Below are 23,944 nucleotides of genomic sequence, written 5' to 3'. Positions count from 1 at the left end.
ACCTCGGTCACATGCCGTGGAGGGTGCTGCCGCCGTTCATCTCACAGACGCGTTGCTCCACGGTCGCCGAGAAGCCCCCTTCCGGCTCGGTCGAACGAAGAGCCGATTCGACATCTTGCTCGACCAGATATCCGTTGATCGCGATTGCCGCGGTCGAACCTGCAGCCGCAGCATTGATTACCTGAGCGCGAGGGTCGACGACGTTGCCGGCGCCCCAGACGCCCGGAACGCTGGTGGCGCCGGAACGATCGACAGCCACGAATCCCGTGGGGCTGGTTTTGCAGCCGAGTCGCGTCAGATGTGCGTCGTTCGGAACGAAACGTGGCGCAACGAACAATGCTGAGCGAGGGACCAACTGGCCGTTGTCGAGTTCGACGGCCCTCAGTTCGCCTCTCTCACCGATCAATCCAGATACCGATCCGTCGGCAACCGTCACCCCACGCGCAGCCAGTCGCGCGCGTTCGTCGGGGGTGAGCGAGATCTTGTGGGGGAAGAACGTCACATCCGACGACCACTGTCGGAGTAGAAGCGCCTGGTGAAGTGACATCTCCCGAGCGTCTGCGCCGAGAATGCCGATCGGTTGGTCGCTGATCTCGTACGCATGGCAGTACGGGCAATGGAGCACGCTTTGTCCCCAAAGCTCCTGGATGCCTGGTATTTCCGGGAGTGAATCCCGTAGACCGGTGGCAACCAGCACAGTACGAGTTTCGAGCGTCGTGCCTCCTGAAAGTTCGACGACAAAGCCGGGTTCGATACCGTGCCAGGAGATGTCGACTACGTCATCTTGTGTCAATTCCACTCCGTACGTCTGCAATTCGCTGCGTCCGACGGCGAGCAACTCACGTGGCGCCATGCCGTCGCGCGAGAGGAAGCCGTGCATGTGTGCTGCCGGTGCGTTGCGCGGTTTGCCGGAATCGATGACGGCGACCGAGCGCCGAGCACGACCCAACACCAGGGCTGCGCTGAGTCCGGCGGCGCCACCGCCGACGATCACGGCGTCGAGGATCTCAGTTTCAGTGTGTGTTCGCATGAGCACAGATTGCTCGCGGAGGAGGTTCATCAGCAACTAATGTTGCCATTTCTGGGAATCGTCGTCAGACTCGGCACCATGAATGTCAACGGTCCGCACATCGATGCCGCCATCTCGCAGATCGGCGCGCGCCTCAAACGCATTCGTACACAGAGGAACGTCACACTCACTGCGCTGTCCGAGTCCACCGGTATTTCGAAGAGCACCCTGTCGAGGCTCGAAGCGGGGGAGCGTCGCCCGAGCTTGGAGTTGCTGCTTCCGATCGCGCTTGCCCACCAAGTGCCGTTGGACCAACTGGTGGCGGCACCGCAGGTCGCCGATCCACGCATCCAGAGTGCGCCTCGAAGCGTCAGTGGGCGAACGGTATTGCCGCTGACTCGGCAACCGGGTGGGTTGCAGGCATTCAAGATGACCATCCCGGCAAGCCAGACGGAACCGGATCCCCAAGTGCACGACGGCTACGAATGGCTGTACGTGTTGTCGGGGAGGTTGCGGTTGGTGTTGGCCGATCACGACATCGTGATGGGTACGGGTGAAGCTGCTGAATTCGACACCCGAAACCCGCATTGGTTCGGCAGTGACGGGCGCGGCCCGGTCGAGGTACTGAGTCTGTTCGGCCCCCAAGGAGAACGCATCCACGTTCGGGCCAGGCCTTCGGCGAAGTGACGGACAGTCATACTTTCATTCGATGCTGCCGGAAGCGAAGAGGACAGTGAGGGTCTGTGCGAATCGAAATTGACGACCTGAGTCGGGATGCGGTCCGTGCTCTACTCACCGAACATCTCGCCGACATGCACGCGACCTCGCCCTCGGACAGCGTTCACGCGCTGGACGTCACGGGGCTGATGGATATCTCTGTGACCATGTGGACGCTGTGGAGCGAAGGTGACGAGCTACTCGGTTGCGTCGCGCTCAAGGAACGGTCGTCGGCCGGCGGCGAGATCAAGTCGATGCGAACGTCATCGGCAGCAAGGGGGCGTGGCGTGGGAACGCGACTTCTTCAACACGTCGTGGACGAGTCGAGACAACGAGGTTACCGGCAACTCGAATTGGAGACCGGTACGCAAGAGTTCTTCGATCCAGCTCGCCGGTTGTACGCGAAATTCGGGTTCGTGCCTTGTCCACCGTTCGGGAACTACCGCGAAGACCCGAACAGCGCATTCTTCGTTCTCACCTTGTGAGCAGCTTGCACGCTACAGCATCTTGGCTGTGATGCGTCGTACTGCACTGTCGGAGTCCATGATTGCGGTGTCGAGCACCAGCCGTTCCGTAGTCCACGGCTCGTAGTCTCGATCCAGAATTTCCTGCCACGTCGGTAGTACGAGATCCGGGATGTCGACGACTCGCCGTTCAGCGCGTCTGCGATGCTCGTCGGGATCCGAACAGATGACCTCGACACCGAGCAGGCGCGCCGAATTATGTTGTGCGGTAGCGGACCAGGCGTCTCGTGTCGCCTCGACGGGGTTGACGCATTCGACCACGACCGAAAGTCCCAGTCGCAATTGTTCGGCGGCGAGCGCGTAGCCGGTGATGTATCCGGCGGTCCCGGACGCGTCAGCGATACCACTGCGTATCAGCGCCTGTTCGATGGTATCGATCCGCACGAAGGGGATTTGGTGACGCTGCGCAAGCGCCCGCGCGATCGTCGACTTGCCGGTGGCCGGCAAACCACCGATCACGACGAGCGTTGCGCGGGTCGATGGCTGGGGGTTGTGTCCGGCATCCACCATCCCCGAAATGTACGGGGCGTTGTCGATTTACGTGAACTCGCCCCGTACTCTGCTCAGTTCGAGATCGCGAACTCTCGTGCTTCGAACGCCAGATCGTCGGCGGCGGATTCCATTCGTGCCGTCGCGCGGTTGGGTGCTGTCAGCACTGCGACAATCGGAACTGCCAACGCCAGCAGGCCGAGAACGAAGACAGGGAAGAGGAACGAGAACACTTCGAGTCCCTGTGGCGCCGGGGCTGCCGCGTCGTGAACAACCTCGACAGCGGCCATTCCGGTGTAGTGCATACCGACGACAGCGATGCCCATGATGATTCCGGCGACAAAACGCAGAATCGTGGACTCGAGCACCATGGTGAACCACAGTGCAGCGGTTCCGGCGACGACTGCGATGAGAACCGACAGTGCAACGAAGAGCAGGTCGTAGTGGATCTCGCCCTGAAAGCGCAAGGCGCGCATACCCGTGTAATGCATGATGTTCACGGCGAGACCGGTTACCACGCCCCCGATCAGAAGCCGCGTCCAGCGAAATTCGGTCCCGATGATCAGCAGGCCGACAAACACGGCCCCTACTGAGATGATCGCGGAGATCACGGTCCATCCGAGGTTGTATCGAATGGGACTGCCGGGGACCGCGAAGCCGAGCATGGCGATGAAATGCATGAGCCAGATGGCGACGCCACCGATCGACAAGGCAGCCATGGCGAGCCATCGCATGCGTGTGGCGGTTGTCGTCGCCGACGCTGAATGCCTGGTGCACGCCAGGCCGACTACCGACCCGATCACGGACACGACGTAGGCGAGTCCGAGCAGCCAGATTCCCATCGAGAAATGGTGCATTTCATCCGACATGCCAGTTCCTTTCGGCGACGATTCGCATCTGGTGATTCATCTAGACGACTGCTTCAGCTGCAAGTCGTTCGAGGGAGTATTCGGTGACGGCGATCAGCGCGCGTTTGGCTGATTCGCGGTTTCGGGCGTCGATCTCGATCATGGGAACCCGGTTGGGTAGAGCCAACGCCTGGCGGAGATCGCTCGCCGAATGGATTGGTGCGCCGTCGAAACGGTTGACCGCCACGATGAACGGGAGGCCTCGCGCCTCGAAGAAGTCGACTGCGGCGAAGCTGTCTTCCAGGCGACGCGTGTCGACCAGAATGACCGCACCGATCGCACCGGTGATCAGGTCGTCCCACATGAACCAGAAGCGGCGCTGTCCCGGGGTTCCGAACAGATAGAGGACCAGGTCGTCGGCGAGAGTGATGCGCCCGAAGTCCATCGCGACCGTCGTGGTGCTCTTGTCGGGAGTGGATCCGAGATTGTCGATACCGTCGCTGGCGTCGGTGACCATGGCCTCCGTGCGAAGGGGGACGATTTCGGAGACGGTCCCCACAAGTGTTGTCTTGCCAACACCGAAACCCCCGGCGATCACGATTTTTGTCGATTTCACGCGAGACGATGAGTCAGAGTGCCCGAAGTCCACTGAGGGTCCTTTCGATCAGTTCGCGTCGCTCGACTCGAGATGCGTCGCTTCGCAGAGTGGCATGTATTTCCAGTGATCCGGCTACTACGAGGTCGGCGACCAGTACCCGCACGACTCCGATCGGAACACCCAGGTGGGCAGCGATCTCGGCAACCGAGATCCGCTGCTCGCAGAGTGCGACGATCGATGCACGAATATCCTGCGGTGCAAGATTGTTCGAGACCGCGTCTTCGATCGTCGCGATGATCGCTTCGAGTGGGAGGTCGATGGACGGCAGGGTCCGACCTTCGGTGAGCGCGTACGGCCGGACCAAGCTCGGTTCGGCGTCGTCGTACTCGGATTGATGGTGAGGCATCGAACTCAAATACCCTGCGATGTTCTCGGGGCAATGTCCATGGTGGTGCCGACGCGATCGACGAGAGTCGCCATTTCGTAACCGATCTGGCCGATGTCGCATCCGGCGACAGCGAGAGCGGCAAGGTAAGCGCCACTACCGACGCCCATGAGAAGCAGGTAGCCGTTCTCCATCTCGACGACGGACTGCATGACGGCTCCACCGTCGAAGAGGCGTGACGCCCCCGCGGACAGGCTGGCGAGTCCGGAAGTGACAGCGGCTAATTGATCGGCCCGGTCGAGCGGAAGATGTGTGCTCGAGGCCGTCAACAACCCGTCGGCTGAGACGATGATCGCGTGACTCACACCCGGCACGTCTCGGGCAAAAGCCGATACCAGCCAGTCGAGTGCGCGGGGAGTCTCTTGGGCTCCGACAGTGTTCACTGTTCTCCTTCATCGTTGTGCAACATCGTGGACGATTCGAAAGACTGTCCGCCATCGGGCTGATGGTCGGCAGCGCGCCGACGCCCTCGTTGTACTCCGGATTGGTAACTGCTCCAACCACGTTGGACGTCCGCCGGATTGGATGCATGGCGCTGTGTCGTTCCACCTCTCCCGACTGCGCCGGGAACCAGGCGGGCTCCGCGGTCTCGAATGGGAAGTCCGGAATCGGCGATCTTGGTGACCGGCATCTCGAACGAGGTCCGAGCGGCCAGCCAGCCTTGATCCGCGTCGGTGGTCCACGCACTGCCGGTGGAAGCAGCTGACGTCTCCGCCGTCGGGTCCACGAGCCACTCGGACACCATCCGGGCGAAAATCGGCATCGTGGTCGGGGCAGCGAGTACGCCGTTCGAGTTGCCCTCTCCCGCGCCGTCAGCGCGCGCCGATGCGCGAGCAGAGAGCCCGTCACGGGTGCGCGAGGAGAAGAACGCCGCAGTATTTGTCGGCGTCGGGGCTGAGAGCCGGTGCCGTGGCGGCGGGGTTGTCGACGGGTGTGGACCCACCGGGATCTCGGGACCCTGTGCCGGCGAGGTGAATTCCGGCGACGGAGTACTCACGGGAAGGGACGTCGATGCGCTTGTGCCTTCGGGATCGGGCAGAGGAGCGAAGGACGACACCGAGGTGGCGGGTGCAGCAGTGGTCGGAGTCGAGGTACTGACCGCCGGTACTCCACTTGTGCCCGGAGTGCGACGTGGCAACCCCGAAGGCGCTGTTGTCGTGGGAATGGATTGCGGTGTGATCGGGGCGGACGTCTCAGTCCGGTCGGTGCTGTTGCTGGGCGTTCGACGCGGGAGATCTGCGAAACTTCTGGTCGCAGGCTGCGGGGGTGCCAATTCGGTCGGGACAGGCTGTGACCAGGACGGTTCAGACGGTGCGGGCGGCGGAGTCCGATCGAGCGTGGGCACGGGTCCGGTTCGCGGCGTGCGGATCTCGGGTCCCCGAGAAGAATCGAGTATCGACGTCGGTAGGAGCACCGTTGCGGTGATGCCGCTGTGCGTCGACGACGTTGCCGTCGGGCGCAGGCGCACAGAGATGTTGTAGCGACGACTGATTCGGCTCACGACGAACAAACCCATGCGACGCGCTGTATCCGCGCTCATCTCGCCGCCGGCGGCGAGGCGCTCGTTGGCATCGAGGATATCGGCAGGCGACATGCCGATACCGAGATCTGCGATCTCGACGATCATGGAGCCGTCGATGGTGCGGGCAGCGTTGATGGAGACGGTGGTCTCCGGCGGGGAGTACCGCAGAGAATTGTCGAGCAGTTCAGCGATGAGGTGAACGACGTCCGGGGCAGCATGACCGGTGACGACTCCGGGCGGTATCTGCCCGAGTTCGACGCGTCGATATTCCTCGACGCCTGATACCGCCGCACGAAGGATATCGCCGAGAGCGACGGGGGCGGTTCTGGCGCGGCGTACATCGGTTCCGGCGAGAACCAACAAGTTGTCGCCGTTTCTACGCATTCTCGCGGCGATGTGGTCGAGCCGGAACAGATTCTCGAGGCGACGAGGGTCGTCTTCGTCCTGCTCCAACTGTTCGATCAAACCGAGTTGCTGGTCGACGAGGGACTTGTTACGCCTCGACAGCGTTTCGAACATGTCGTTGACCTGGCGCCGCAGGGTGGCCTGCTCGCCGGCCAGCGTGATGGCCTGACCGTGCATGTCGTCCACCGCGCGTGCAAGCTCGCCGATTTCCTCGTGGGTGCGGATCGGTACACGGGCGAAGTCGACGTCGTCGATACTGGCACCTGCGCGAATTCGTTCGATCGCGTCGGGGAGTCCGCGTCGTGCTGCTTGCAATGCGGCAAATCGCAGCCGACGGATCGGATCGATGAGCGATCGGCTGATGACGAGGGCGATGGCCAGTGCCAGCAGGACCGCGCCGAGCACGATTGCAGTGTCACGAAGTGCTGCGGTTCGTGCTGCATTGGATTCAGCGGTGACGGTATCGCCGAACTCGGTGACGGTGGTGTCGGTCAGGCTGTTGTACTGGTCGTTTCCGGATTTCAGATCGGTACCGACGCGGCTCCCCAGAGGAGAGGTCGACGGGGTTGATCCGAGTGCGTTGATCCGGTTCTGAGCGGAGTTGCTGAGGGTCCGGACGGTGTCGTTGCTCCCGTCGATGGCGAGAATGTTGTTCAGAGCGACCAGTTCGGCACCGGCGGCACTGACCATCGAGGTACGAGCCTGCTGGTCCGGATCACCTGAGCCGAAGAGGATTCGTTGTTCGGCCAGTGCTCGTCGCGCATCCCAGAGTGCTGAGAGTCGGCCACCCTCTTCGCGCAGCGCCGGACGCTGAGAATGCTCGACGACGCTGGTGAAGGTGCTCGAGAGTGCGCGAGAGACTTCGCCGACCCGCGAAACCAAGCGTGCGGGAGCCACCGCGCCGGCGGCGACCTCCTCCGTGATGGAACGGCTCTCTGCGAGCGCCGAAGTCACTTGGTCGTTGAGGTCGTCGTCGGACTGGAACGCGCGCGCGGCGTCGACCAGTTGATCCATTGCGTCCGAAACCGCTTGTGTGGCGGGGCCGGTGTCAGTGCGTGCCGATGCGGCTTCGGCGAGCTCGTACAGTGCGGATTCGAGATTGATCGCGGCGGGCACAGCGAGGGCGCGCTCGGACGAGGAACTCAGCTGTGCGGCTTCTTCGAGTTCCGTCTGAACGCGAAGGGCTCCGAGGACGACGGCGACGATCATCGGCAATGCGAGAACGGCTATGACCTTCCATCCCAGGCGCCATTCGCCGATCGACCACCAAGAGGTTGTCGTGTGTGAATCGTGTTTCATGCGGAACATGGCCCCTTCACGTCAACCCCCCGTGGGTCATTGCCCGAACCCCTTCGATCCGGTTTGACCAGAAGGGGTAGTTAGCTGAACGGTAACAGACTGTTCGCTGGCTCGCTACATCCCAGTTGGCTTCTTGGATCGCCGATGACTATATCCGGATTGTAAGGCCAGGTGAAAGGGTAAACGGACAAGTGCGGCGAATGGGATAGCCGGAAAGTCCAATTTGGTAGCTCGGCGAGCGGTGCTGCCCGGGAATTCGTGGAACTCACGGCAAGCATCTGGCTCGTGTCCCGACATCGAGGACACGTCCGAACGAGGTGCACACGCATGTCAGAATGTGGAAACCGCACCGATGACCGAATTGAACTTGGAGCCATAGTGAGTGGAACTGCTCGCGACGCGTTGCGCGCGATCGCCGAACTGCTCGCCCCTGACAGCGCTGTTGTCATCGATCGTGTGACTCTCGCGATCGACCAACCGGAACGGTATGTCGAAGTACAGAACGAGTTGTACTCACAGACGCTCGAGAAGCCACACCCGGAAATGGCGTGGTTTGCTCTCGTCGACGCATTGCACGAACAAGAACGCCTGGTCTGGGTGGACTGGAACGAGGATGCTGCCGAGGTTCTGGGTCAGCTGCGAGTGCTCACGTCGGCGCCGGCGGGATCGTGGGAGTGGGCGGACAGTCTTGTCGTGGCCTTCGATCGAGCTGCTGGACTCGAATCGCTTCTCGCCCGTATCGGCGACAACATCACCGACACGGGCGTTTCACTTGCCTGGCTCGACAGCGACAGCGATACGTTTCTCCTCGCGCTCGTCCCGAGTGTTCACGGTGCAACGCTCGTCGAACTCGCGCTGGCAACCGGGCACTGCGTGCGCGTGTTCTAGAGTCTCAGCGTTTGCCGAGCAGGCGGCGCAATCCTTCGATTCGATCGCTCAGTCTGGGTGGCGTGCGCTCGGGATCCATCAGTGCATTTTCAGCGAGCACGTGGTCTTCGCCGTCGACTGTGTTCCGGTCGAATTCGCGCAGACTGCGAGCGTCGGAGGTCGAGAGAGCGCGAACCGTCGACAACAGTGACTGCTCGCCCAACGCGTCGTCGACTTCTTCCTCGGTGACGTCGAGGTGCTCGCTGAGTAGGCGGCGCCTCAATCCGATGATCGAGGCGCGCAACTCGACATCTGCGTCGTCGTCGGATTCGACGGCGATGTCGCACTCGGTGTCGAAGCCCATCGAACGGTTGTTGAGATTCGACGACCCTATTCGCAGGAGGCGATCGTCCATCACGAGAACCTTGGCGTGTACGTAAATAGGTGCGCCAGAAGAGGTCACGGGATAAAACGCACCGAAACGGTCGTGGATATCGGCCGACCACAGCAAATGCAGCAGGTCGTGGCGTGCCCCGTCCATCGCCTTTTGTTCCAGCCAACCGTCGGCGTTGCGCGGAATGACCAGAACGATCTCCGGTCCGTCGTCCTCACGCAGGCGCGCGGCAATCGCCTCGGCCAGAGTGCGTGAGGCGAGGTACTGGCTTTCGATGTACAGCGTGTGCTCGGCCCCGGCGATGGCCGCGAGATACAGCGCCTCGATCTCACGCACCTCCGTGCGTTCGCCGAGCTCCGGCAATGTTCTGGCGACGGCTACGTCGACAACCCGCAAGGTGGGCGCCAGATTGACGGGCCACGGAGTCGCGGTGCTCTCGACCGGTGTGAGATCCTCGCCGGTTGCGGATTTCCAACGTGCCCGCGCCAATTCGCCGATGGCCGCCGCCGCATTGCCGTCGACCGCCGTGGTCGCGTCATGCCAAGGGCCGTAACGCCTTCCACTCGGAGTGATTCGGTAATCGTTTCGGTCGACGTGATCCGAGGTGTCCCAGCGGTCCACAGTCATGTCGATGCCGCCGCAGAACGCCAGGGCGTCGTCGATGACGATGATCTTCTGATGGTGCGCCGCGCCCACCGGATGGGCGCCGTCGATCTCGAACCGAAGGCGCTCGTCGGTCAACCAGTTGGACACGAAGACGGGAGTCATACCGCGGCCGATTGCGGTGAACGCGCCGATGTTCCATTTGAGTACGAGGATTTCGAGGTCGGGTTTCTCGCGGACGAGCCAGCGGAGGAACATTCCCAACCGGTTGGGGCCGTCGAGAGTCTGCTTGCCTGGTTCGAGTTTGATGCGCGTGTCGAAGTCCCAGCCGATCAACATGATTCGCTTCTCAGCTTGCAGCATTGCGGACTTCGCATGATGAAAGTAGTCAGCGGCGTCGACGATGCAGGCAAGATTGTCCGCCGGTTCGATGCGCCAGCAGGTTTCGCCCGGAACAAGGATTCTGTTCATTCGCCGATTCCCAGGTACGCGGTCAGTTCGCGCGCTGCCGCTTGGCCGGCGCGGTTGGCTCCGATCGTCGACGACGACGGTCCGTATCCCACCAGGTGCACGCGAGGGTCGGCTTCGACCTGCGTGGCGAGGCGCCCGGTCATCGGGATTCCGCCACCCGGTCCGCGCAGGTGCAACGGCGCCAGGTGATCGAGTGAGCTACGAAAACCGGTGCACCACAAGATGACATCGGCGTCGGCGACGGTACCGTCGGCCCACTTCACGCCGTTCGGAAGAATTTCGGAGAACATCGGCAGTCGATTCATCACACCACGCTCTCGCGCTGCCCGGATGGCAGGCGTTACCGGGAGGCCGGTCACCGAGACAACGGATCCCGGTGGCAGGCCGCGTCGTACACGATCTTCGACCATGGCAACCGCAGCGCGGCCGATGTCCGGCGTGAACGGCTCGTCGCGGAACTCGGGTTCGCGCCGCGTCACCCAGGTAGTGGTCGTGACGCGTGAGATCTCGTCGAGCAGTTGGACGGCCGAGATCCCGCCGCCGACCACGACGACATGTTTGCCTTCGAACTCGGCAGCGGTTCGATAGTCCTTCGTGTGCAGTTGTCGGCCACGGAACGACTCGGCCCCGCGATAGTGGGGGATGAAGGGCCGCTCCCAGGTCCCCGTCGCGTTGATCAAGCCTCGCGCCGCGAATACTCCCTGGTCGGTCTCGATCCGCAGGCGCTCTTCCCTCGGACACACCACTCGCGTGTGTACCGGGCGGTGGACGGGAAGTTCGAATTGCTTTTCGTACAGTTCGAAGTAGTGGGGGACCGCCACCGATGCAGGCACCTGTTCGGCGTCTGTACCGGTGGTTTCCGCGAAGGACATTCCCGGGAGGTCATGGACGCCGTTGACGGTGCTCAGTGTCAGGCTCGGCCAACGGAACTGCCACGCCCCGCCCGGCCCCGACGCATGATCGAGCACCACGAACCCCGATTCGGGCTCGATTCCGAACTTGCGCAGGTAGTACGCGGCGGAGAGTCCGGCCTGTCCGGCGCCGATCACCACCACGTCAACCGGGTGTGGTTGCTGTGCGGCAAGGTCGTCTGTACTCATCGGTAATCTAACCTCCTGATGTACAGAACTTAGCTGCAGAGAAGTATGCGGACGGTATCGGCGCCTCGGAACATCCCTGTGTCGAGCCTTCCAGAAACGAAAGTGAGCGGACATGATCGGGTTCTCCCGTGACGGCAACGTCGTGACCATCGAGTTGCAGCGTCACGAGCGTCGTAATGCGCTCAGCGCGGAACTCTGCATCGCAATACGGGACGCGATGAACGCGGCGGTAGCCGAGCACGCGCACGTCGTCGTCATCACCGGTGAGGGATCGGCGTTCTGTGCAGGCGCGGACCTTTCCGGCGACGTCTACATGGAGGGCTTCACCGATCGCCTGTTCGAGATGCTTCGCTCTATCGACACGGCGCCCATCCCGGTCATCGCTGCCGTCAACGGTCCGGCCATCGGCGCGGGTACGCAACTGGCCATCGCGTCGGATCTTCGCGTCGTAGCGCCGAGCGCTCGCTTCGGAATCCCGGCCGCCACCCTCGGTGTCTCGGTGGACAAGTGGACGATGCGTCGGCTCGCGTCGCTGGTCGGCGGCGGTCCCGCGCGCACCATTTTGCTCGGCATCGAACAGATCGGCGCCGAAGAAGCCTTCACTCGCGGCCTCGCCAACAAAATCGGAACCCTCGACGACGCTCAGGAATGGGCACACCGCATCGCGAATCTCGCACCGCTGTCGTTGCGGCACATGAAGATGGTTCTCAACGACGACGGCACCATGGAGGAGCAGTCTCCCGAGCAGCTCGACGCGCTTCACGCCGCCTGGCTCAGCGAGGACGTCCAGGAAGCCCGCGCTGCCCGCATCGAGAACCGCCCTCCCGTATTCAAGGGTAAGTAAAGCTGGTTGCAGGGAAAACAGGCGCCGGGCACTCAGGGCAGATAGTGGCTACGCTCGTCTGAATGAAGAAGACGACGGTTCTCGGAGTTGCTGCTGTTGCCGCGGCGACGGGGTGGGTGGCGCGAGCCGCATGGGGCATCCCGACGCAGATCGGGGCCTCGCGAAGCACGGTGCAACCGTATGCGGCGATGTCCCCGCGATACCGGGACCGCCAGTTCCACAACTCGGAGCCCAGCAGCACACTGGTTCCGGGCACCGATGTCGGAATGTTCAAGTCGATGGCTACGAGAGGGTCGACGGGTCGGCCGCGTCGGCCGATTCCGTTGGCCACTCCGCTGGCACCGGCGGCAGCCGGCGACGCGGCGGTGACGTGGTACGGCCATTCGAGCGTTCTCGTCGAGGTCGACGGCTACCGCGTTCTCGCCGATCCGGTGTGGAGTGAACGCGTATCACCCTCGGCCACAGTAGGTCCCGCGCGCATGCACCCCACTCCGGTGGCCTTGGCCGATCTCCCGGCGGTAGATGCGATCGTCATCTCCCACGATCATTACGACCATCTCGACATGGCGACTGTCAAGACTCTGACTCGCACACAGACGGCTCCGTTTGTCGTGCCGATCGGTATCGGTGCTCACTTGCGGCACTGGAAGGTGCCCGAGGACCGGATCGTGGAATTGGACTGGGACGAGTCGACAAAAATCGACGAGCTGGTTCTCACGTGCACCGAGGCTCGTCACTTCTCCGGTCGCGGTCTCGTCCGGAACACGACCCAATGGGCGTCATGGGTGTTCGCCGGTCCGAAGCACCGGGTGTTCTTCGGCGGTGACAGCGGATACACATCACGTTTCGAACAGCTGGGTGAAACCTATGGGCCTTTCGATCTGACGCTTCTCCCCGTCGGTGCGTACGACGTGCGCTGGCCGGACATCCACATGAATCCGGAAGAGGCAGTGCAGACGCACATCGACCTCAACAAGGGCGACGGGTCGCGCGGTGTCTTCGTCCCGATTCACTGGGCGACGTTCAACCTCGCGTTTCACTCGTGGTCGGAGCCGATCATTCGCCTCGACGAGTCGGCTGCAGATGCGGGCACAACAGTGTCGGTCCCGATGCCGGGCGGCAGGATCGACGCGTTGTCACCGACACCGCCGTCGAAGTGGTGGATACCGCTGGGCTGACTGCGGCCCGTGCTCGAAAGTCACCCGGGATCTTCCTCAATCCAGTCGGATTCCGAACCAACCCCCACGTTGGTACTGCAGTTGATGTGTCACTTGTTCACTGGTGAGGTCGGGATCGGGTTGTCGTTTCGGTTCCCATAGTTGTGTGACACTTTCGGATGCGGATGCGGATGCGGATGCGGATGCGATGCCTTCTCCGTCGAGGGTGACAACCTTCTCGTCCATTCCCAGCTGAGGCCATGCAGTTGCGACATCGATCGGCCCGGCAGGCGGTATCGGAGCCAGCAAATACTCACCGCGCACTGAGCCCGAGCGGCTTTCAGCCGTGCGTAACTCCAGCAGCGAGCCTCGCGTTCTTTGCGCGGTTGTCACCGATGATCCGTCCGCGAAACCGAGGCCGAGGAGTAGCGGCGCGCTGAAATGTGTGAACGTGGGACGCCCGTCGTAAGCGCCGAGACTCAGCGAGAGTGCCGGATCCTCGTAGCGGGCATCAATCGCGAACATCATCCCGAACGAGTAAACCCGAATCGCCGACAACCAGACAACCACGTTGTCGGTCCGGTTGAGGTCGAGAGAAATCGGCAGGTCGACGGGCCGTTCGCACCGAAGCGCCTCGTCTAGACCGTTGTAGACGTATTTCATACCGTTCCTCGATGGCCTTCTCTGCTCGTTCCGACCAGCATCGCAGAACCGCGGCGCACGGGTGTGATCTTCGTGTAGCCGTCATTGCCACACGAGTCCGACCCTGATTAGTTGCTCCGGGTGCGTAATCTTTGACCATGGCTCACGAGCACACCAGTTCAGAAGAGACAGCAGTGGCGGTAGCGCCTGAGCGATTGCCGGACGACGTCGACGTCGCCCGCGGTCTGACCGCCGATCAGGTTGCAGCAAGGATCGCGTCGGGACAAACCAACGATGTACCGGACCGGGCGTCCCGCTCGGTCAAGGACATCATTCGCGGCAACGTCTTCACTCGCATCAACGCGATCCTGACCGTGTTGTTGGTGATCGTGCTCGCGACGGGTTCGATCATCGACGGCATGTTCGGACTGCTGATCATCGCGAACAGCGGTATCGGCATCATCCAGGAGATCCGCGCCAAGCGCACGCTCGACGCTCTGGCCATCGTGAGTCAGGCCAAGCCCATGGTCAGGCGTGACGGCGTCGCCGTGGCGATGGCGCCCAAAGATGTTGTGCTCGACGATATTATCGAACTCGGATCCGGTGACCAGATAGTCGTCGACGGTGAGGTGGTCAGTTCGGCTGCACTCGAGGTCGACGAATCGCTGCTCACCGGTGAAGCTGATCCGGTTCACAAGGCGAGTGGCCAGCAAGTGTTGTCGGGCAGTTTTGTTGCCGCGGGCAGCGGTGCATACCGCGCCACCAAGGTCGGCGGCGATGCATACGCGGCCAAGCTGGCCGAAGAGGCGAGCAAGTTCACCCTCGTGCATTCCGAACTGCGTAGCGGCATCGACAAGATCCTGAAGTTCATCACCTACCTGATGATTCCGGCGGGTGCGCTGATCATCTTCAATCAGCTCTTCACGATCGGCCTGCCGATCCGACCGGCACTCAACGGCATGGTGGCAGCTCTGGTTCCGATGGTTCCCGAAGGCCTTGTGCTCATGACGTCCATCGCATTTGCGGTCGGTGTGATCCGGTTGGGCAAGCGCCAGTGCCTCGTTCAGGAGTTGCCGGCGATCGAGGGTCTGGCTCGTGTCGACGTGGTGTGCGCGGACAAGACCGGAACGCTGACCGAGAACGGTATGCGGCTGTCCGAGGTCGACGTCGCACCGGGTGGGTCGGGGGAGACTGCGGTCAAGTCCGCGTTGAGCGCGATGGCCGCGTCCGACCCTCGCCCCAACGCGAGTGTCCTGGCGATTCGCGAGTCTCTCTCCGACGACTCCGGGTGGGGCGAAGCGACAGCGGTAGCGCCGTTCTCCTCGGCGAAGAAGTGGAGCGGCCAGTCGTACGGCAGTCACGGCAACTGGGTACTCGGTGCCCCGGACGTGCTGCTCGATCCCGACTCGGAAATGGCCCGCAAGGCCGAGGAAGTGGGTTCGAGCGGACTTCGTGTCCTCATGCTCGGCAGCAGCGACCTCCCCGTCGACGACGCCGACGCCCCTGGCACCGTCACCCCCGAAGCTCTGGTCGTGCTCGAGCAGAAGGTGCGCCCGGACGCCCAGGAGACGTTGGAGTACTTCGCCAGCCAGAAGGTCGCGGTCAAGGTCATTTCCGGCGACAACGCGGTTTCCGTCGGCGCCGTTGCCGGATCCCTCGGACTCGAAGGCGGCGACCGTCCCATCGACGCGCGAGAGCTGCCGAGCGATCAGGAAAAGCTGGCGGACACTCTCGACGGAGCAACGACGTTCGGTCGAGTGCGACCGGATCAGAAGCGGGAAATGGTCGCGGCCTTGCAGTCTCGCGGACATACCGTCGCGATGACCGGTGACGGCGTCAACGACGTGCTCGCCCTCAAGGACGCCGACATCGGAGTCTCGATGGGTTCGGGCAGCCCGGCTACCCGAGCCGTGGCCCAGATCGTGCTGCTGGACAACAAGTTCGCGACGCTCCCGTACGTCGTCGCGGAAGGCCGCCGAGTGATCGGCAACATCGAGCGTGTGTCGAATCTGTTCCTGACCAAGACCGTCTACTCGGTGGTGCTTGCGTTCCTGATCGGCATCACCGGCGTCCTGTCCCAGGTCTTCGACTTCGAACCGCTGCCGTACCCGTTCCTGCCCCGCCACGTCACGATCGCAGCGTGGTTCACGATCGGTATCCCGGCCTTCATCTTGTCTCTGGCACCCAACAACGAGCGCGCGCGAACCGGTTTCGTCTCGCGCGTGATGCGTCTGGCGTTGCCGTCGGGCCTGATCATCGGCATCACCACGTTCATCTCCTACGTATTGGCTTACCAAGGCCCGGACCAGACGGAAACCCAGAAGATCCAGGCCGGAACCAGTGCGCTCATCACGTTGATCATGATCGCCGTGTGGGTTCTGGCCGTCGTGGCTCGGCCGTACGTCTGGTGGAAGCTCGTTCTGATCGGCGGGTCGGTGGCCGGATACCTCATCCTGTTCGCGCTGCCGTTCACCCGCGAGTTCTTCAAACTGGATCCGAGCAACGTCGCTGCGACGACGCTCGCGATCACCCTCGGCGCGATCGGCGTTGTACTCGTGGAACTCTCGTGGTGGATCAGCGCACGCCTGCACGGGGAGAAACGAAAGATGTTCGCGACACCCGACGACCTGCCCGGCGAGCATCACCATGCCCACAGTGAGTGAGTAGTTTCAGCGCCTGAACATCTGCACCCAGGCAATGCGATCGCCGCCGCGCTTCTTGGCTCGGTACATCGCATTGTCTGCGTGCTCGATCAGTTCGTTTACAGCTCGATCCGGTAAGTCCGTCTCGGGACTCAGATAGACGCTGACGCCGGTACTGGCGGACACAGGATAGGGATCGGAGTCGGACGAGACCGCCGAATGTATCTCGGTGGCGACCTGCTCGATATCTCCTCGATCGACTCCGCGCAGGACGGCGAACTCGTCTCCACCGATTCGAGCCACCACCGCATCGGGTCCGGCGGCAGCGAGGAGGCGGTCGGCGACAGCGGTCAACGCGTCGTCGCCCGCGACGTGGCCGTGTGTGTCGTTGAGGTTTTTGAACGAGTCGACGTCGATGAGTAGTGCGATCAGAGCCTGCGTTCGATCACTGCGCAGCAGATGCTGTGCCTCGTCCTGGAGTCCGCGGCGATTGAGTGTCGCGGTGAGGTAGTCCCGGTGGGCGTTGCGTGCGTCGTCGGTCAGGCGCAGCCAGACGATCTGCAGAATCCATGCGGTGGAGAAAACCACACCGGCAACCATCAGATAGAGATTCACGACCACCCAGTCGTCGTTGACCGGCTCGGACATCGCCATGGCAGCGAGCGTCGTGCAGACAGCAAGAGCCCAACCGATGTGGCTGATGGCAACGCGAGGGCTGTGAACTATCGCCGCATAGAAGCCGATCATGATGAACAAGATGCAGCCGATGGTTCCGACGAAAGCGGTGCGTACGGCGAAGAAGAGAGTGACGGCGAGCCACAGGTCGGCCCAGACGACAAAGGCCACGGATTGTCGCCAAGTTGGCCACGATTCATTACGCGCCCAGCGGTAGCCCGCATAGGCGCCACTGATAGTTCCGAGGGCGAAGATCGACCGCGCCAGGGCGGTGTCGGAACCGAAGCGGCTCAACTGCATGGTCGCCGCGATCAGGGCGAAGAGAAAACACCACACCGCGACTAATTTGCGTCCGGGAACGGTCAGCCCGCGAGTGTCGAGGAATCGGGGGAGCCAGGTGTAATCGGTGCGATCCGACCACCACCGGGACAGCAGTTCACGCGTGGGGTAGGGGTCGCTCCCCGTCCCGCGCAGTCCTGCATTCAAACCGGGCACCTGTCGATGTCGATGGGTGGTCAATCAGCTATTGGCGGGTTAACGCTACCTCGAGTTGCGCACGGCTCGAACGCACGGACCTGCTTTCTGGCGCAGAGGCCGTCGACCTGTGAGAATCGAAGGGCGCGGAGGAACGATTCCGCCGAAGGATGTGCGTCAGCACCGGGAGAGGACACGGACATGGGTTTCTTGGACAACGTCAAGGGATTGGTCGAAAAGGGCCAGGAGCTCGCAGCGGAGAACTCCGACAAGGTTCACGACGCTATCGACAAGGTAGCCGACATCGCCGACGACAAGACCGGCAACAAGTACGGCGATCAGATCGACAAGGCAGCTGAGGCCGCCAAGAAGGCTGTTCCCGAAAAGCAGTAGTACCGGATTCGGCATACCGTTTTTCGGTAGCACCGTTGCTCAGGGGCCCGTCACCGAAAAGGTTGCGGGCTTCTGTGCGTCCGCTAGGTGAACTCCCAGGGTCGGCGGGCAGAATGAACGCGTGAACTTCACCTGGATTCTGCTGGTCGTCATTGCCGCCATCGCAGTCACCGGGCTGTCCAATCGACGAAACCTGCAGGCTCCGCTGGTTTTGGTGACGGTAGGTTCGGTCGCATCCTTCATACCCGGTATGCCGCGGCCGGAACTCGATCCCCACGTCATTCTCGGTGTGGTCCTGCCGCCGCTTCTCTACTCGGCCGCTCTGAAATTCTCGGTGGCGACCTTCAAACGCAACTTGGCCCCGATCCTGCGCCTCGGCGTCGGAATGGTGTTGGTGACGGCGTTCGTGGTTGCCTTCTTCGCCGAATGGATGGTGCCCGAGTTCACGATCGGCGCCGCCCTGGTGCTCGGGGCCGTGATCGCGCCGACCGACGCCGTCAGCGCGGTGGCGGTCGGTCAGAAGCTCGGGCTCCCGAAACGGGTGATAGCCATCCTGACGGGCGAGGGGCTCGTCAACGACGCCACCGCGCTCACGCTCTTCACCGTCGCCGTCGCAGCAGTGACCGGAACGCGAATTGCCACCGATTCGCCCCTGTTTTTCTTCGCGTACGAAGTGATCGGCGGCGTTGTCGTCGGCTTGGTGCTCGCGTTTGTCGTCAAGTTCGTTCGTGCCCGCATGTACGACTCTCCACTGGAAACCGGCTTGGGGTTGGTGCTTCCGTTCGCTGCCTACCTGGCCGCCGAAGAACTACACGCGTCCGGTGTTCTGGCCGTTGTGGTCGCTGGTCTGGTGATCGGGCACTATTCGACGGACGCGTCGATCATGACGCGATTGCAGGAGCGCTCGGTGTGGTCGAGCCTGGACACTCTTCTCGAGATGTTCGTCTTCGCATACATGGGGCTCCAGCTGAGCTTCGTGATCGACGATGTTGTCGCCGACGGACTTCCGGTGCTTCACGTGTTCGCGTACGGTCTCGCAGTCCTGGCCGTTGTCATCGTGATTCGGCCGGTGTGGCTGTTCCTGAGCTACTCGCGTGTGCGATTCGGTGTAACCCTGCGCCGTGATCGCGAGAATCAACTGACGTGGAAACAGAATCTGGTGGTCTCGTGGGCGGGAATGCGCGGCGTCGTCACTCTTGCTGCGGCCGGCGGTATCCCGTTTGCACTCTCGTCCGGCGAGCCGTTCCCCGGACGCGGCGTCATCCAGGCGATCGCGTTCATCGTCGCGGTCGGGACATTGCTCATCCAGGGATCTACCTTGCCGTTCATGATCCGTCGCCTCGACGTCGCGGATCCTTACGAGCAGTTGCGCACGCAGGAACAGATGGAGTTGGCCCGCAACATTTCTCGCAAGGCGGGAGAGAAGGCGTTGGCAGACGCGGCCGCGCACCCTCCGCCGGGGATCGACGGGAAGGAACTGCAGGCGATCGTCGAACGCGTACGACGCTCGATGCAGGCGAGGCTTCAACTCCAGGAGGTCGACGAGGACGCCGATCGCGAGGCCGCCTTGTGGAATGCGGGAGCTCTGTTCGACAAGTTCCGGCATCAGTCACTGCGCTCGCAACGAGTTGCGCTGATCGCCGCACGTGACGACGGAGATCTCGACGACGAGGTATTGCGTACCGTATTGGAAGGACTCGACATCGAAGAGGCCGCAGCAGAGGAACGTGTCAGGCGTCGCCGAGCAGGTAGCGGTGCGGGCAAATAGAGGGGAACACTGCGTATGACTGTTCGGAGTTCGAGGGTTCGCGCAGTCTGGGGAGTCGTGGTGGCGAGCGCACTTCTCGTGAGCGTCGGCTGCGGATCGGATGCCTCGCCGGATGTCTCCGTCACCGACACCTCGACCACGACAACCCCGTCGGTCGAGAGCAGTGCGCAACGTGGCGTCGTGTTCGACAGTGAACCCTTCACCAGCACAGCCGAAGTGGCGGCGTCCGGAGCAAGCGCGGTGAAAATCCTGTACGGCTCCACCTCCGGTATCGACGGCCGAGAGACTCAGGTGTCGGGAACGGTGTTCACGCCGCCTGGAACTCCGCCGGAGGGCGGTTGGCCGATCGTCTCCATCGGCCATGGCACGACGGGTATTTCGGACGACTGCGCGCCGTCGGCCTCGCCGACCCTGTTCGGCACGATCGGCCTGGTCGCGCCGTTCCTCGACTCGGGATACGTGGTCGCTGTCTCCGACTTCGAGGGCCTCGGCACTCCGGACCCGCATCCTTACCTGCAACCGGACACCGCGGCGTTCAACGTCATCGACGCGGTTCGAGCGGCGCGCAACGTCGTTCCGGACACCTCGACTCGTTGGGCAACTCTGGGGCTGTCCCAAGGCGGGCAGGCATCCTGGGCGGCAGCCGAGGAAGCCGACACCTACGGCGACGGACTCGAATTCGTCGGTGCAGCAAACCTGTCCCCGGCAGCGGACATCTCGCCGATCATCTCGAGTGATTCCGAGGTGAATCTGTCACTGCCTCAGCAACTGCTGCTGCCCTATGTACTCGAAGGGCTGTCCCTCACCCATCCGGACCTCGAACGAACCGACTACGTGCGCGGTGCATTCGAGCAGAACTACGACCTGCTCACCTCGTGCCTGACCTCTCGGGCGACGGAGAAGTTGGGTCTGGTCGGAAAGGTGACGCCCGCCGACACGCGGCCGGCTACCGCCGAGGATGCGGACCGAATTCACGCGTGGCTCAGCGACGTTGCTCTTCCCCGTCAACGCGCGAGCGGTCCGATGTACGTAGTCGTCGGTACCAATGACAACCTGATCCGTCCGGAATGGACCGAGGCGGCAGTCGAACGCGCCTGCGCCGACGGTGACGTCATCGAATTCCAGGCGCGACCGGGTGAAGGTCATGCGGACGGCGCCGCTGTGCCGGGAGCTGTCGCGTGGGTGAAGGATCGATTTGCAGGTGTTCCGGCACCGAATACCTGCGGGTCGTGAATCGATGACGCCGTTGGAGCGAATCCGCGCTCTTGCACTGGCATTGCCGGAGGCGACCGAGCGGGTCAGCCACGGTGAAGCGTCGTGGTTCGTGCGCAAGGCGCCGCAGTTCGTCACCATGGCAGATCACCACCACGACGATCGCGTCGCGATCTGGGCCGCGGCCCCACCTGGGGCGCAGGCAGATTGGGTCAGTCGTGACCCGTCGAGGTTCTTCGTCCCTCCGTACGTGGGTGGCCGGGGATGGATCGGCGTGTACCTCGACGTTCCGAGTGCCGACGAGACCGAGGACGAGAAATTCTGGAACGACGTAGCCGACGTCGTCGAAGATGCGTACCGCACGGTGGCTCCGAAAACACTGATACGGAAACTGGACGAGGACTCGCGTTGAGTCCGGCCGTGGTCGCGCTTCTCAGCGTGCTGATTCTCGCAGTGGCCGGGGCGCTGACGGCTGTGTGGATGCGCACCAGACGTGAGGTGACCACCCCCACCGAACGTGCCGTCCATGCCGCTCTCCATACGGCTTCGCTTGCCGCGCGGCCACTTCGGCGTGGACTCGACGAGAATTCGGCCGCCGAGGCGGCGCCTCACCTACGTGAGCTGACCGGCGGCTCCGGTCTGGGCCTGGCAGACGCGTCGGGAAACCTGTTGGCGTGGGACGGCCGTCACGAAGCGTTGTCCGAACAATTTCACGACGCCGCCATTCGTGCGATCGAAGGCGAACGCCGGGTACTCGTCACGCACTCGGACCTGGTGCGCGGACCGAGCGATCACCATGTGCGAGCGCTGATCGCTCAGCCCCTGCTGATCGAGGACATCGGCGTGGTCGGCGTACTGGGAATCGTCACCAGCGAGGACCCGTGGCCGGGAATGCTCGGAGCGGTCACCGAGGTGGCACGATATGCCTGCAGTCAGATCGAACTCGCCGACCTCGACGCGTCCAGAGCCCTGTTGGATCGAGCCGAAGTGCGTGCCCTGCGCGCACAGATCAGTCCTCATTTCATCTACAACGCGCTCAACACGGTCGCATCGTTTGTTCGAACCGATCCGGCGCGGGCCAGAGAACTGATCCTCGAGTTCGCGGACTTCACGCGGTACTCGTTCCGATCTGCGGGTGAGTTCACCCTGCTTGCCGACGAGCTGCGCAACATCGATCGTTACCTGACCCTCGAACGCGCGCGATTCGGGGAGGCTCTGAACGTCCGCCTTCAGATAGCACCCGAAGTGCTCAACGTGGTTCTTCCTTTCCTTGCCCTCCAGCCGCTGGTCGAGAACGCGGTTCGTCACGGCATTTCGAGTAAGCCGGAGGGCGGGACCGTGAGCATCGTGGCTGCGGACGAGGGACCGGACTGCATCATCAGCGTCGAGGACGACGGTGTGGGGATGGACCCCGAACTACTGCGCTCCGGTTCGCTCGACGCCATCGAGTCGGGATCGGGGCGACCCAGCGCACGAGAAGCTGCTCACGTCGGTTTGGCCAACGTCGACGACAGACTTCGTGCCGCGTTCGGCAATGACTACGGACTCGTGGTGGAGACAGCGCCGGGTGCCGGTACGAAGGTCAGCATGCGTGTTCCCAAGTTCAAGCAGGGTATTCACGTCTGATTCTCGCCTTCGATGATCAGGCTGAAACCGTCGTGGGAACATGGACCTGTTGTGAACGAGACTGACACTGATGCCCAGCTGACCGTCCTTGCCGTCGACGACGAGAAACCAGCCCTCGACGAGCTGGCCTTCTTGCTGCGCGCCGAGGACTCGGTGGCGCACGTTCACACGGCATCGGATGCGACGACAGCGTTGCGGATACTGCGCGGTGGAAGCATCGACGCGGTGTTTCTCGACATCAACATGCCCGGACTCGACGGTCTCGAACTGGCCGGCATCCTCTCCAATTTCGCGACGCCACCGCCCGTGGTGTTCGTGACAGCGCACGACGATCGAGCGGTTGACGCATTCGATCTCGGCGCCGTCGACTACCTACTCAAACCGCTCCGGGAGGAGCGTCTCGCTCAGGCCGTTCAGCGGATCGTGGGGCTGGCCGGGCGCACCAAGAGTGAGAGCAAACCCGAAGCTGCGCCCACGGACGAGGTGATCCCGGTGGAACTGGGCGGTGTCACGACGCTCGTTCAGCGTTCCTCGGTGGAGTGGGTGGAAGCCGACGGGGACTACGCGCGTTTGCACACCGCTGGAAAGTCGCACCTGGTGCGCATCCCGATCTCGACGCTCGAATCACGCTGGGCCGACGCGGGCTTCTTGCGTGTGCACCGCTCCTACCTGGTATCTCTGGCGCTGGTCACCGGCATCCGAACAGTAGGCAGTGGATTGGTGGTCTGTTTGCGCCCGCACGGTGACAAACCTCCCGTCGAGCTTCCAGTCAGTCGCAGACACACCCGTGAACTCAAGGATCGACTGGTTCGTGCGCCCAAGCAGAGTTGGTTGTCGCGGTGACGTCGCAGTCCGATCCTCCGCAGCGTGAGCGCGTTGTGTTGGCGCAACGTAGTGGCGCACGGATCGTGCGAACACGGGTGGAGGTGCAGGAACAGACCGAAGTCGGTGACGCCATGATCCGCGGTCTCGTTCGCGCGCAGTTGGGACTGGCGATTCGCCTTGCCGTCGTGGCAGCCGGGCTCCTGTGTGCGGTGCCGCTGCTGACGCATCTCTTCCCGACGCTGTCGGAGGTCGCGGTCCTTGGCATCCGGTTGCCGTGGCTCGTGATGGGCGGCGCCGTGTATCCCTTGCTGTTGACGACCGGTTGGGTGTTCGTGCGTCGTGCGGAGCGAAACGAGCAGGACTTCAACGACATCGTGGACGACTGAGCGCGGCAC

At 62.8% G+C, this 23,944-nt stretch carries 24 protein-coding genes; 13 read left to right on the top strand and 11 right to left on the bottom strand.

What is annotated here, in order from left to right:
- Window positions 1-7 precede the first annotated feature (7 nt).
- Window positions 8-1,036, bottom strand: coding sequence for an NAD(P)/FAD-dependent oxidoreductase (locus RhoBH5_RS07975; protein WP_442972454.1), 1,029 nt, complete (start codon window positions 1,034-1,036; stop codon window positions 8-10).
- A gap of 33 nt (window positions 1,037-1,069) precedes the next feature.
- Here RhoBH5_RS07975 and RhoBH5_RS07970 point away from each other — a divergent pair, with 33 nt between their 5' ends.
- Window positions 1,070-1,696 carry a helix-turn-helix domain-containing protein gene (locus RhoBH5_RS07970; protein WP_007727793.1) on the top strand — a complete coding sequence of 209 codons (627 nt, stop codon included), beginning with the start codon at window positions 1,070-1,072 and terminating at the stop codon, window positions 1,694-1,696.
- A 56-nt stretch (window positions 1,697-1,752) separates the two neighbouring features.
- Window positions 1,753-2,211 (top strand): GNAT family N-acetyltransferase, encoded by a 459-nt coding sequence (locus RhoBH5_RS07965; protein WP_007727787.1) that lies wholly within the window; start codon window positions 1,753-1,755, stop codon window positions 2,209-2,211.
- Window positions 2,212-2,223: 12 nt separating this feature from the next.
- Here RhoBH5_RS07965 and RhoBH5_RS07960 read toward each other — a convergent pair whose 3' ends face one another.
- Genes RhoBH5_RS07960 through RhoBH5_RS07935 form a run of 6 tightly spaced genes read right to left on the bottom strand, consistent with a single transcriptional unit; the run spans window position 2,224 to window position 7,856 of the window.
- Window positions 2,224-2,760, bottom strand: coding sequence for an AAA family ATPase (locus tag RhoBH5_RS07960; protein ID WP_208690344.1), 537 nt, complete (start codon window positions 2,758-2,760; stop codon window positions 2,224-2,226).
- Window positions 2,761-2,813: 53 nt separating this feature from the next.
- Window positions 2,814-3,608 (bottom strand): MHYT domain-containing protein, encoded by a 795-nt coding sequence (locus RhoBH5_RS07955; protein WP_228401242.1) that lies wholly within the window; start codon window positions 3,606-3,608, stop codon window positions 2,814-2,816.
- 40 nt (window positions 3,609-3,648) lie between these two features.
- On the bottom strand, window positions 3,649-4,236 hold the full coding sequence (locus RhoBH5_RS07950) for a GTP-binding protein (protein ID WP_003940118.1): 588 nt from the start codon (window positions 4,234-4,236) through the stop codon (window positions 3,649-3,651).
- On the bottom strand, window positions 4,217-4,591 hold the full coding sequence (locus RhoBH5_RS07945) for a DUF742 domain-containing protein (RefSeq protein ID WP_007727785.1): 375 nt from the start codon (window positions 4,589-4,591) through the stop codon (window positions 4,217-4,219). Before RhoBH5_RS07945 ends, RhoBH5_RS07950 begins: the two co-directional genes overlap by 20 nt.
- Window positions 4,592-4,596: 5 nt before the next feature.
- Window positions 4,597-5,013 carry a roadblock/LC7 domain-containing protein gene (locus tag RhoBH5_RS07940; RefSeq protein ID WP_003940329.1) on the bottom strand — a complete coding sequence of 139 codons (417 nt, stop codon included), beginning with the start codon at window positions 5,011-5,013 and terminating at the stop codon, window positions 4,597-4,599.
- Window positions 5,010-7,856, bottom strand: coding sequence for a HAMP domain-containing sensor histidine kinase (locus RhoBH5_RS07935; protein WP_270008135.1), 2,847 nt, complete (start codon window positions 7,854-7,856; stop codon window positions 5,010-5,012). Before RhoBH5_RS07935 ends, RhoBH5_RS07940 begins: the two co-directional genes overlap by 4 nt.
- 378 nt (window positions 7,857-8,234) lie before the next feature.
- On the opposite strand from RhoBH5_RS07935, the gene RhoBH5_RS07930 reads away from it, so the two are divergent.
- Window positions 8,235-8,744 (top strand): DUF6630 family protein, encoded by a 510-nt coding sequence (locus RhoBH5_RS07930; RefSeq protein WP_030534948.1) that lies wholly within the window; start codon window positions 8,235-8,237, stop codon window positions 8,742-8,744.
- Window positions 8,745-8,748: 4 nt separating this feature from the next.
- On the opposite strand, the gene RhoBH5_RS07925 is transcribed toward RhoBH5_RS07930, so the two are convergent.
- A complete protein-coding gene (locus RhoBH5_RS07925) occupies window positions 8,749-10,191 on the bottom strand; it encodes a phospholipase D-like domain-containing protein (RefSeq protein WP_270008134.1) in 1,443 nt (480 codons plus the stop codon).
- Complete coding sequence (locus RhoBH5_RS07920; protein ID WP_042451119.1) at window positions 10,188-11,291, bottom strand: NAD(P)-binding domain-containing protein; 1,104 nt, start codon at window positions 11,289-11,291, stop codon at window positions 10,188-10,190. The genes RhoBH5_RS07925 and RhoBH5_RS07920 overlap by 4 nt, the downstream gene beginning before the upstream one ends.
- A gap of 112 nt (window positions 11,292-11,403) precedes the next feature.
- Between RhoBH5_RS07920 and RhoBH5_RS07915 the strand changes: the two genes are divergently transcribed.
- The gene (locus tag RhoBH5_RS07915; RefSeq protein ID WP_003940192.1) at window positions 11,404-12,135 is read left to right on the top strand and encodes an enoyl-CoA hydratase; all 732 of its coding nucleotides are present in this window, start codon (window positions 11,404-11,406) and stop codon (window positions 12,133-12,135) included.
- A 62-nt stretch (window positions 12,136-12,197) separates the two neighbouring features.
- Entirely contained in the window at window positions 12,198-13,313 is a 1,116-nt protein-coding gene (locus RhoBH5_RS07910; RefSeq protein ID WP_270008133.1) for an MBL fold metallo-hydrolase, read from the top strand.
- Between the two features lie 36 nt (window positions 13,314-13,349).
- Here RhoBH5_RS07910 and RhoBH5_RS07905 read toward each other — a convergent pair whose 3' ends face one another.
- Entirely contained in the window at window positions 13,350-13,955 is a 606-nt protein-coding gene (locus RhoBH5_RS07905) for a hypothetical protein (RefSeq protein WP_270008132.1), read from the bottom strand.
- 137 nt (window positions 13,956-14,092) lie between these two features.
- On the opposite strand from RhoBH5_RS07905, the gene RhoBH5_RS07900 reads away from it, so the two are divergent.
- Window positions 14,093-16,597, top strand: coding sequence for a cation-translocating P-type ATPase (locus RhoBH5_RS07900; RefSeq protein ID WP_003940410.1), 2,505 nt, complete (start codon window positions 14,093-14,095; stop codon window positions 16,595-16,597).
- A 6-nt stretch (window positions 16,598-16,603) separates the two neighbouring features.
- Here the strand turns inward: RhoBH5_RS07900 and RhoBH5_RS07895 are convergent, their stop codons facing one another.
- The gene (locus tag RhoBH5_RS07895) at window positions 16,604-17,746 is read right to left on the bottom strand and encodes a GGDEF domain-containing protein (RefSeq protein ID WP_270008131.1); all 1,143 of its coding nucleotides are present in this window, start codon (window positions 17,744-17,746) and stop codon (window positions 16,604-16,606) included.
- Between the two features lie 180 nt (window positions 17,747-17,926).
- Between RhoBH5_RS07895 and RhoBH5_RS07890 the strand changes: the two genes are divergently transcribed.
- From RhoBH5_RS07890 to RhoBH5_RS07860, 7 genes are all read left to right on the top strand, one after another.
- The gene (locus tag RhoBH5_RS07890; RefSeq protein WP_003940164.1) at window positions 17,927-18,118 is read left to right on the top strand and encodes an antitoxin; all 192 of its coding nucleotides are present in this window, start codon (window positions 17,927-17,929) and stop codon (window positions 18,116-18,118) included.
- Between the two features lie 121 nt (window positions 18,119-18,239).
- Window positions 18,240-19,886 (top strand): Na+/H+ antiporter, encoded by a 1,647-nt coding sequence (locus RhoBH5_RS07885; RefSeq protein WP_064443871.1) that lies wholly within the window; start codon window positions 18,240-18,242, stop codon window positions 19,884-19,886.
- Window positions 19,887-19,901: 15 nt separating this feature from the next.
- Window positions 19,902-21,119 (top strand): lipase family protein, encoded by a 1,218-nt coding sequence (locus RhoBH5_RS07880; protein ID WP_030534944.1) that lies wholly within the window; start codon window positions 19,902-19,904, stop codon window positions 21,117-21,119.
- Between the two features lie 4 nt (window positions 21,120-21,123).
- Entirely contained in the window at window positions 21,124-21,510 is a 387-nt protein-coding gene (locus tag RhoBH5_RS07875; protein WP_042921394.1) for an MmcQ/YjbR family DNA-binding protein, read from the top strand.
- Window positions 21,507-22,724 carry a sensor histidine kinase gene (locus RhoBH5_RS07870; RefSeq protein WP_030534943.1) on the top strand — a complete coding sequence of 406 codons (1,218 nt, stop codon included), beginning with the start codon at window positions 21,507-21,509 and terminating at the stop codon, window positions 22,722-22,724. The genes RhoBH5_RS07875 and RhoBH5_RS07870 overlap by 4 nt, the downstream gene beginning before the upstream one ends.
- Window positions 22,725-22,775: 51 nt before the next feature.
- Window positions 22,776-23,567: a LytR/AlgR family response regulator transcription factor gene (locus RhoBH5_RS07865; RefSeq protein WP_003939723.1), complete on the top strand. Its 792-nt coding sequence runs from the start codon at window positions 22,776-22,778 to the stop codon at window positions 23,565-23,567.
- Window positions 23,564-23,935: a membrane protein gene (locus RhoBH5_RS07860; protein ID WP_003939880.1), complete on the top strand. Its 372-nt coding sequence runs from the start codon at window positions 23,564-23,566 to the stop codon at window positions 23,933-23,935. The genes RhoBH5_RS07865 and RhoBH5_RS07860 overlap by 4 nt, the downstream gene beginning before the upstream one ends.
- Window positions 23,936-23,944: the final 9 nt, after the last annotated feature.

Source organism: Rhodococcus sp. BH5, from assembly GCF_027583855.1.
Classification (GTDB): Bacteria; Actinomycetota; Actinomycetes; order Mycobacteriales; family Mycobacteriaceae; genus Rhodococcus_F; species Rhodococcus_F qingshengii.
The sequence above is the reverse complement of the archived record's forward strand: the minus strand, read 5'-3'. Positions and strand labels throughout refer to the sequence as shown.

What these genes read in the sequence shown, in the direction of transcription:
- RhoBH5_RS07935 (WP_270008135.1), bottom strand. Translation starts at nt 7,856, where the DNA reads ATGAAACACGATTCACACACGACAACCTCTTGGTGGTCGATCGGCGAA.
- RhoBH5_RS07945 (WP_007727785.1), bottom strand. Translation starts at nt 4,591, where the DNA reads ATGCCTCACCATCAATCCGAGTACGACGACGCCGAACCGAGCTTGGTC.
- RhoBH5_RS07960 (WP_208690344.1), bottom strand. Translation starts at nt 2,760, where the DNA reads ATGGTGGATGCCGGACACAACCCCCAGCCATCGACCCGCGCAACGCTC.
- RhoBH5_RS07970 (WP_007727793.1), top strand. Translation starts at nt 1,070, where the DNA reads ATGTTGCCATTTCTGGGAATCGTCGTCAGACTCGGCACCATGAATGTC.
- RhoBH5_RS07900 (WP_003940410.1), top strand. Translation starts at nt 14,093, where the DNA reads ATGGCTCACGAGCACACCAGTTCAGAAGAGACAGCAGTGGCGGTAGCG.
- RhoBH5_RS07880 (WP_030534944.1), top strand. Translation starts at nt 19,902, where the DNA reads ATGACTGTTCGGAGTTCGAGGGTTCGCGCAGTCTGGGGAGTCGTGGTG.
- RhoBH5_RS07915 (WP_003940192.1), top strand. Translation starts at nt 11,404, where the DNA reads ATGATCGGGTTCTCCCGTGACGGCAACGTCGTGACCATCGAGTTGCAG.
- RhoBH5_RS07955 (WP_228401242.1), bottom strand. Translation starts at nt 3,608, where the DNA reads ATGTCGGATGAAATGCACCATTTCTCGATGGGAATCTGGCTGCTCGGA.
- RhoBH5_RS07890 (WP_003940164.1), top strand. Translation starts at nt 17,927, where the DNA reads ATGGGTTTCTTGGACAACGTCAAGGGATTGGTCGAAAAGGGCCAGGAG.
- RhoBH5_RS07925 (WP_270008134.1), bottom strand. Translation starts at nt 10,191, where the DNA reads ATGAACAGAATCCTTGTTCCGGGCGAAACCTGCTGGCGCATCGAACCG.
- RhoBH5_RS07920 (WP_042451119.1), bottom strand. Translation starts at nt 11,291, where the DNA reads ATGAGTACAGACGACCTTGCCGCACAGCAACCACACCCGGTTGACGTG.
- RhoBH5_RS07905 (WP_270008132.1), bottom strand. Translation starts at nt 13,955, where the DNA reads ATGAAATACGTCTACAACGGTCTAGACGAGGCGCTTCGGTGCGAACGG.
- RhoBH5_RS07875 (WP_042921394.1), top strand. Translation starts at nt 21,124, where the DNA reads ATGACGCCGTTGGAGCGAATCCGCGCTCTTGCACTGGCATTGCCGGAG.
- RhoBH5_RS07910 (WP_270008133.1), top strand. Translation starts at nt 12,198, where the DNA reads ATGAAGAAGACGACGGTTCTCGGAGTTGCTGCTGTTGCCGCGGCGACG.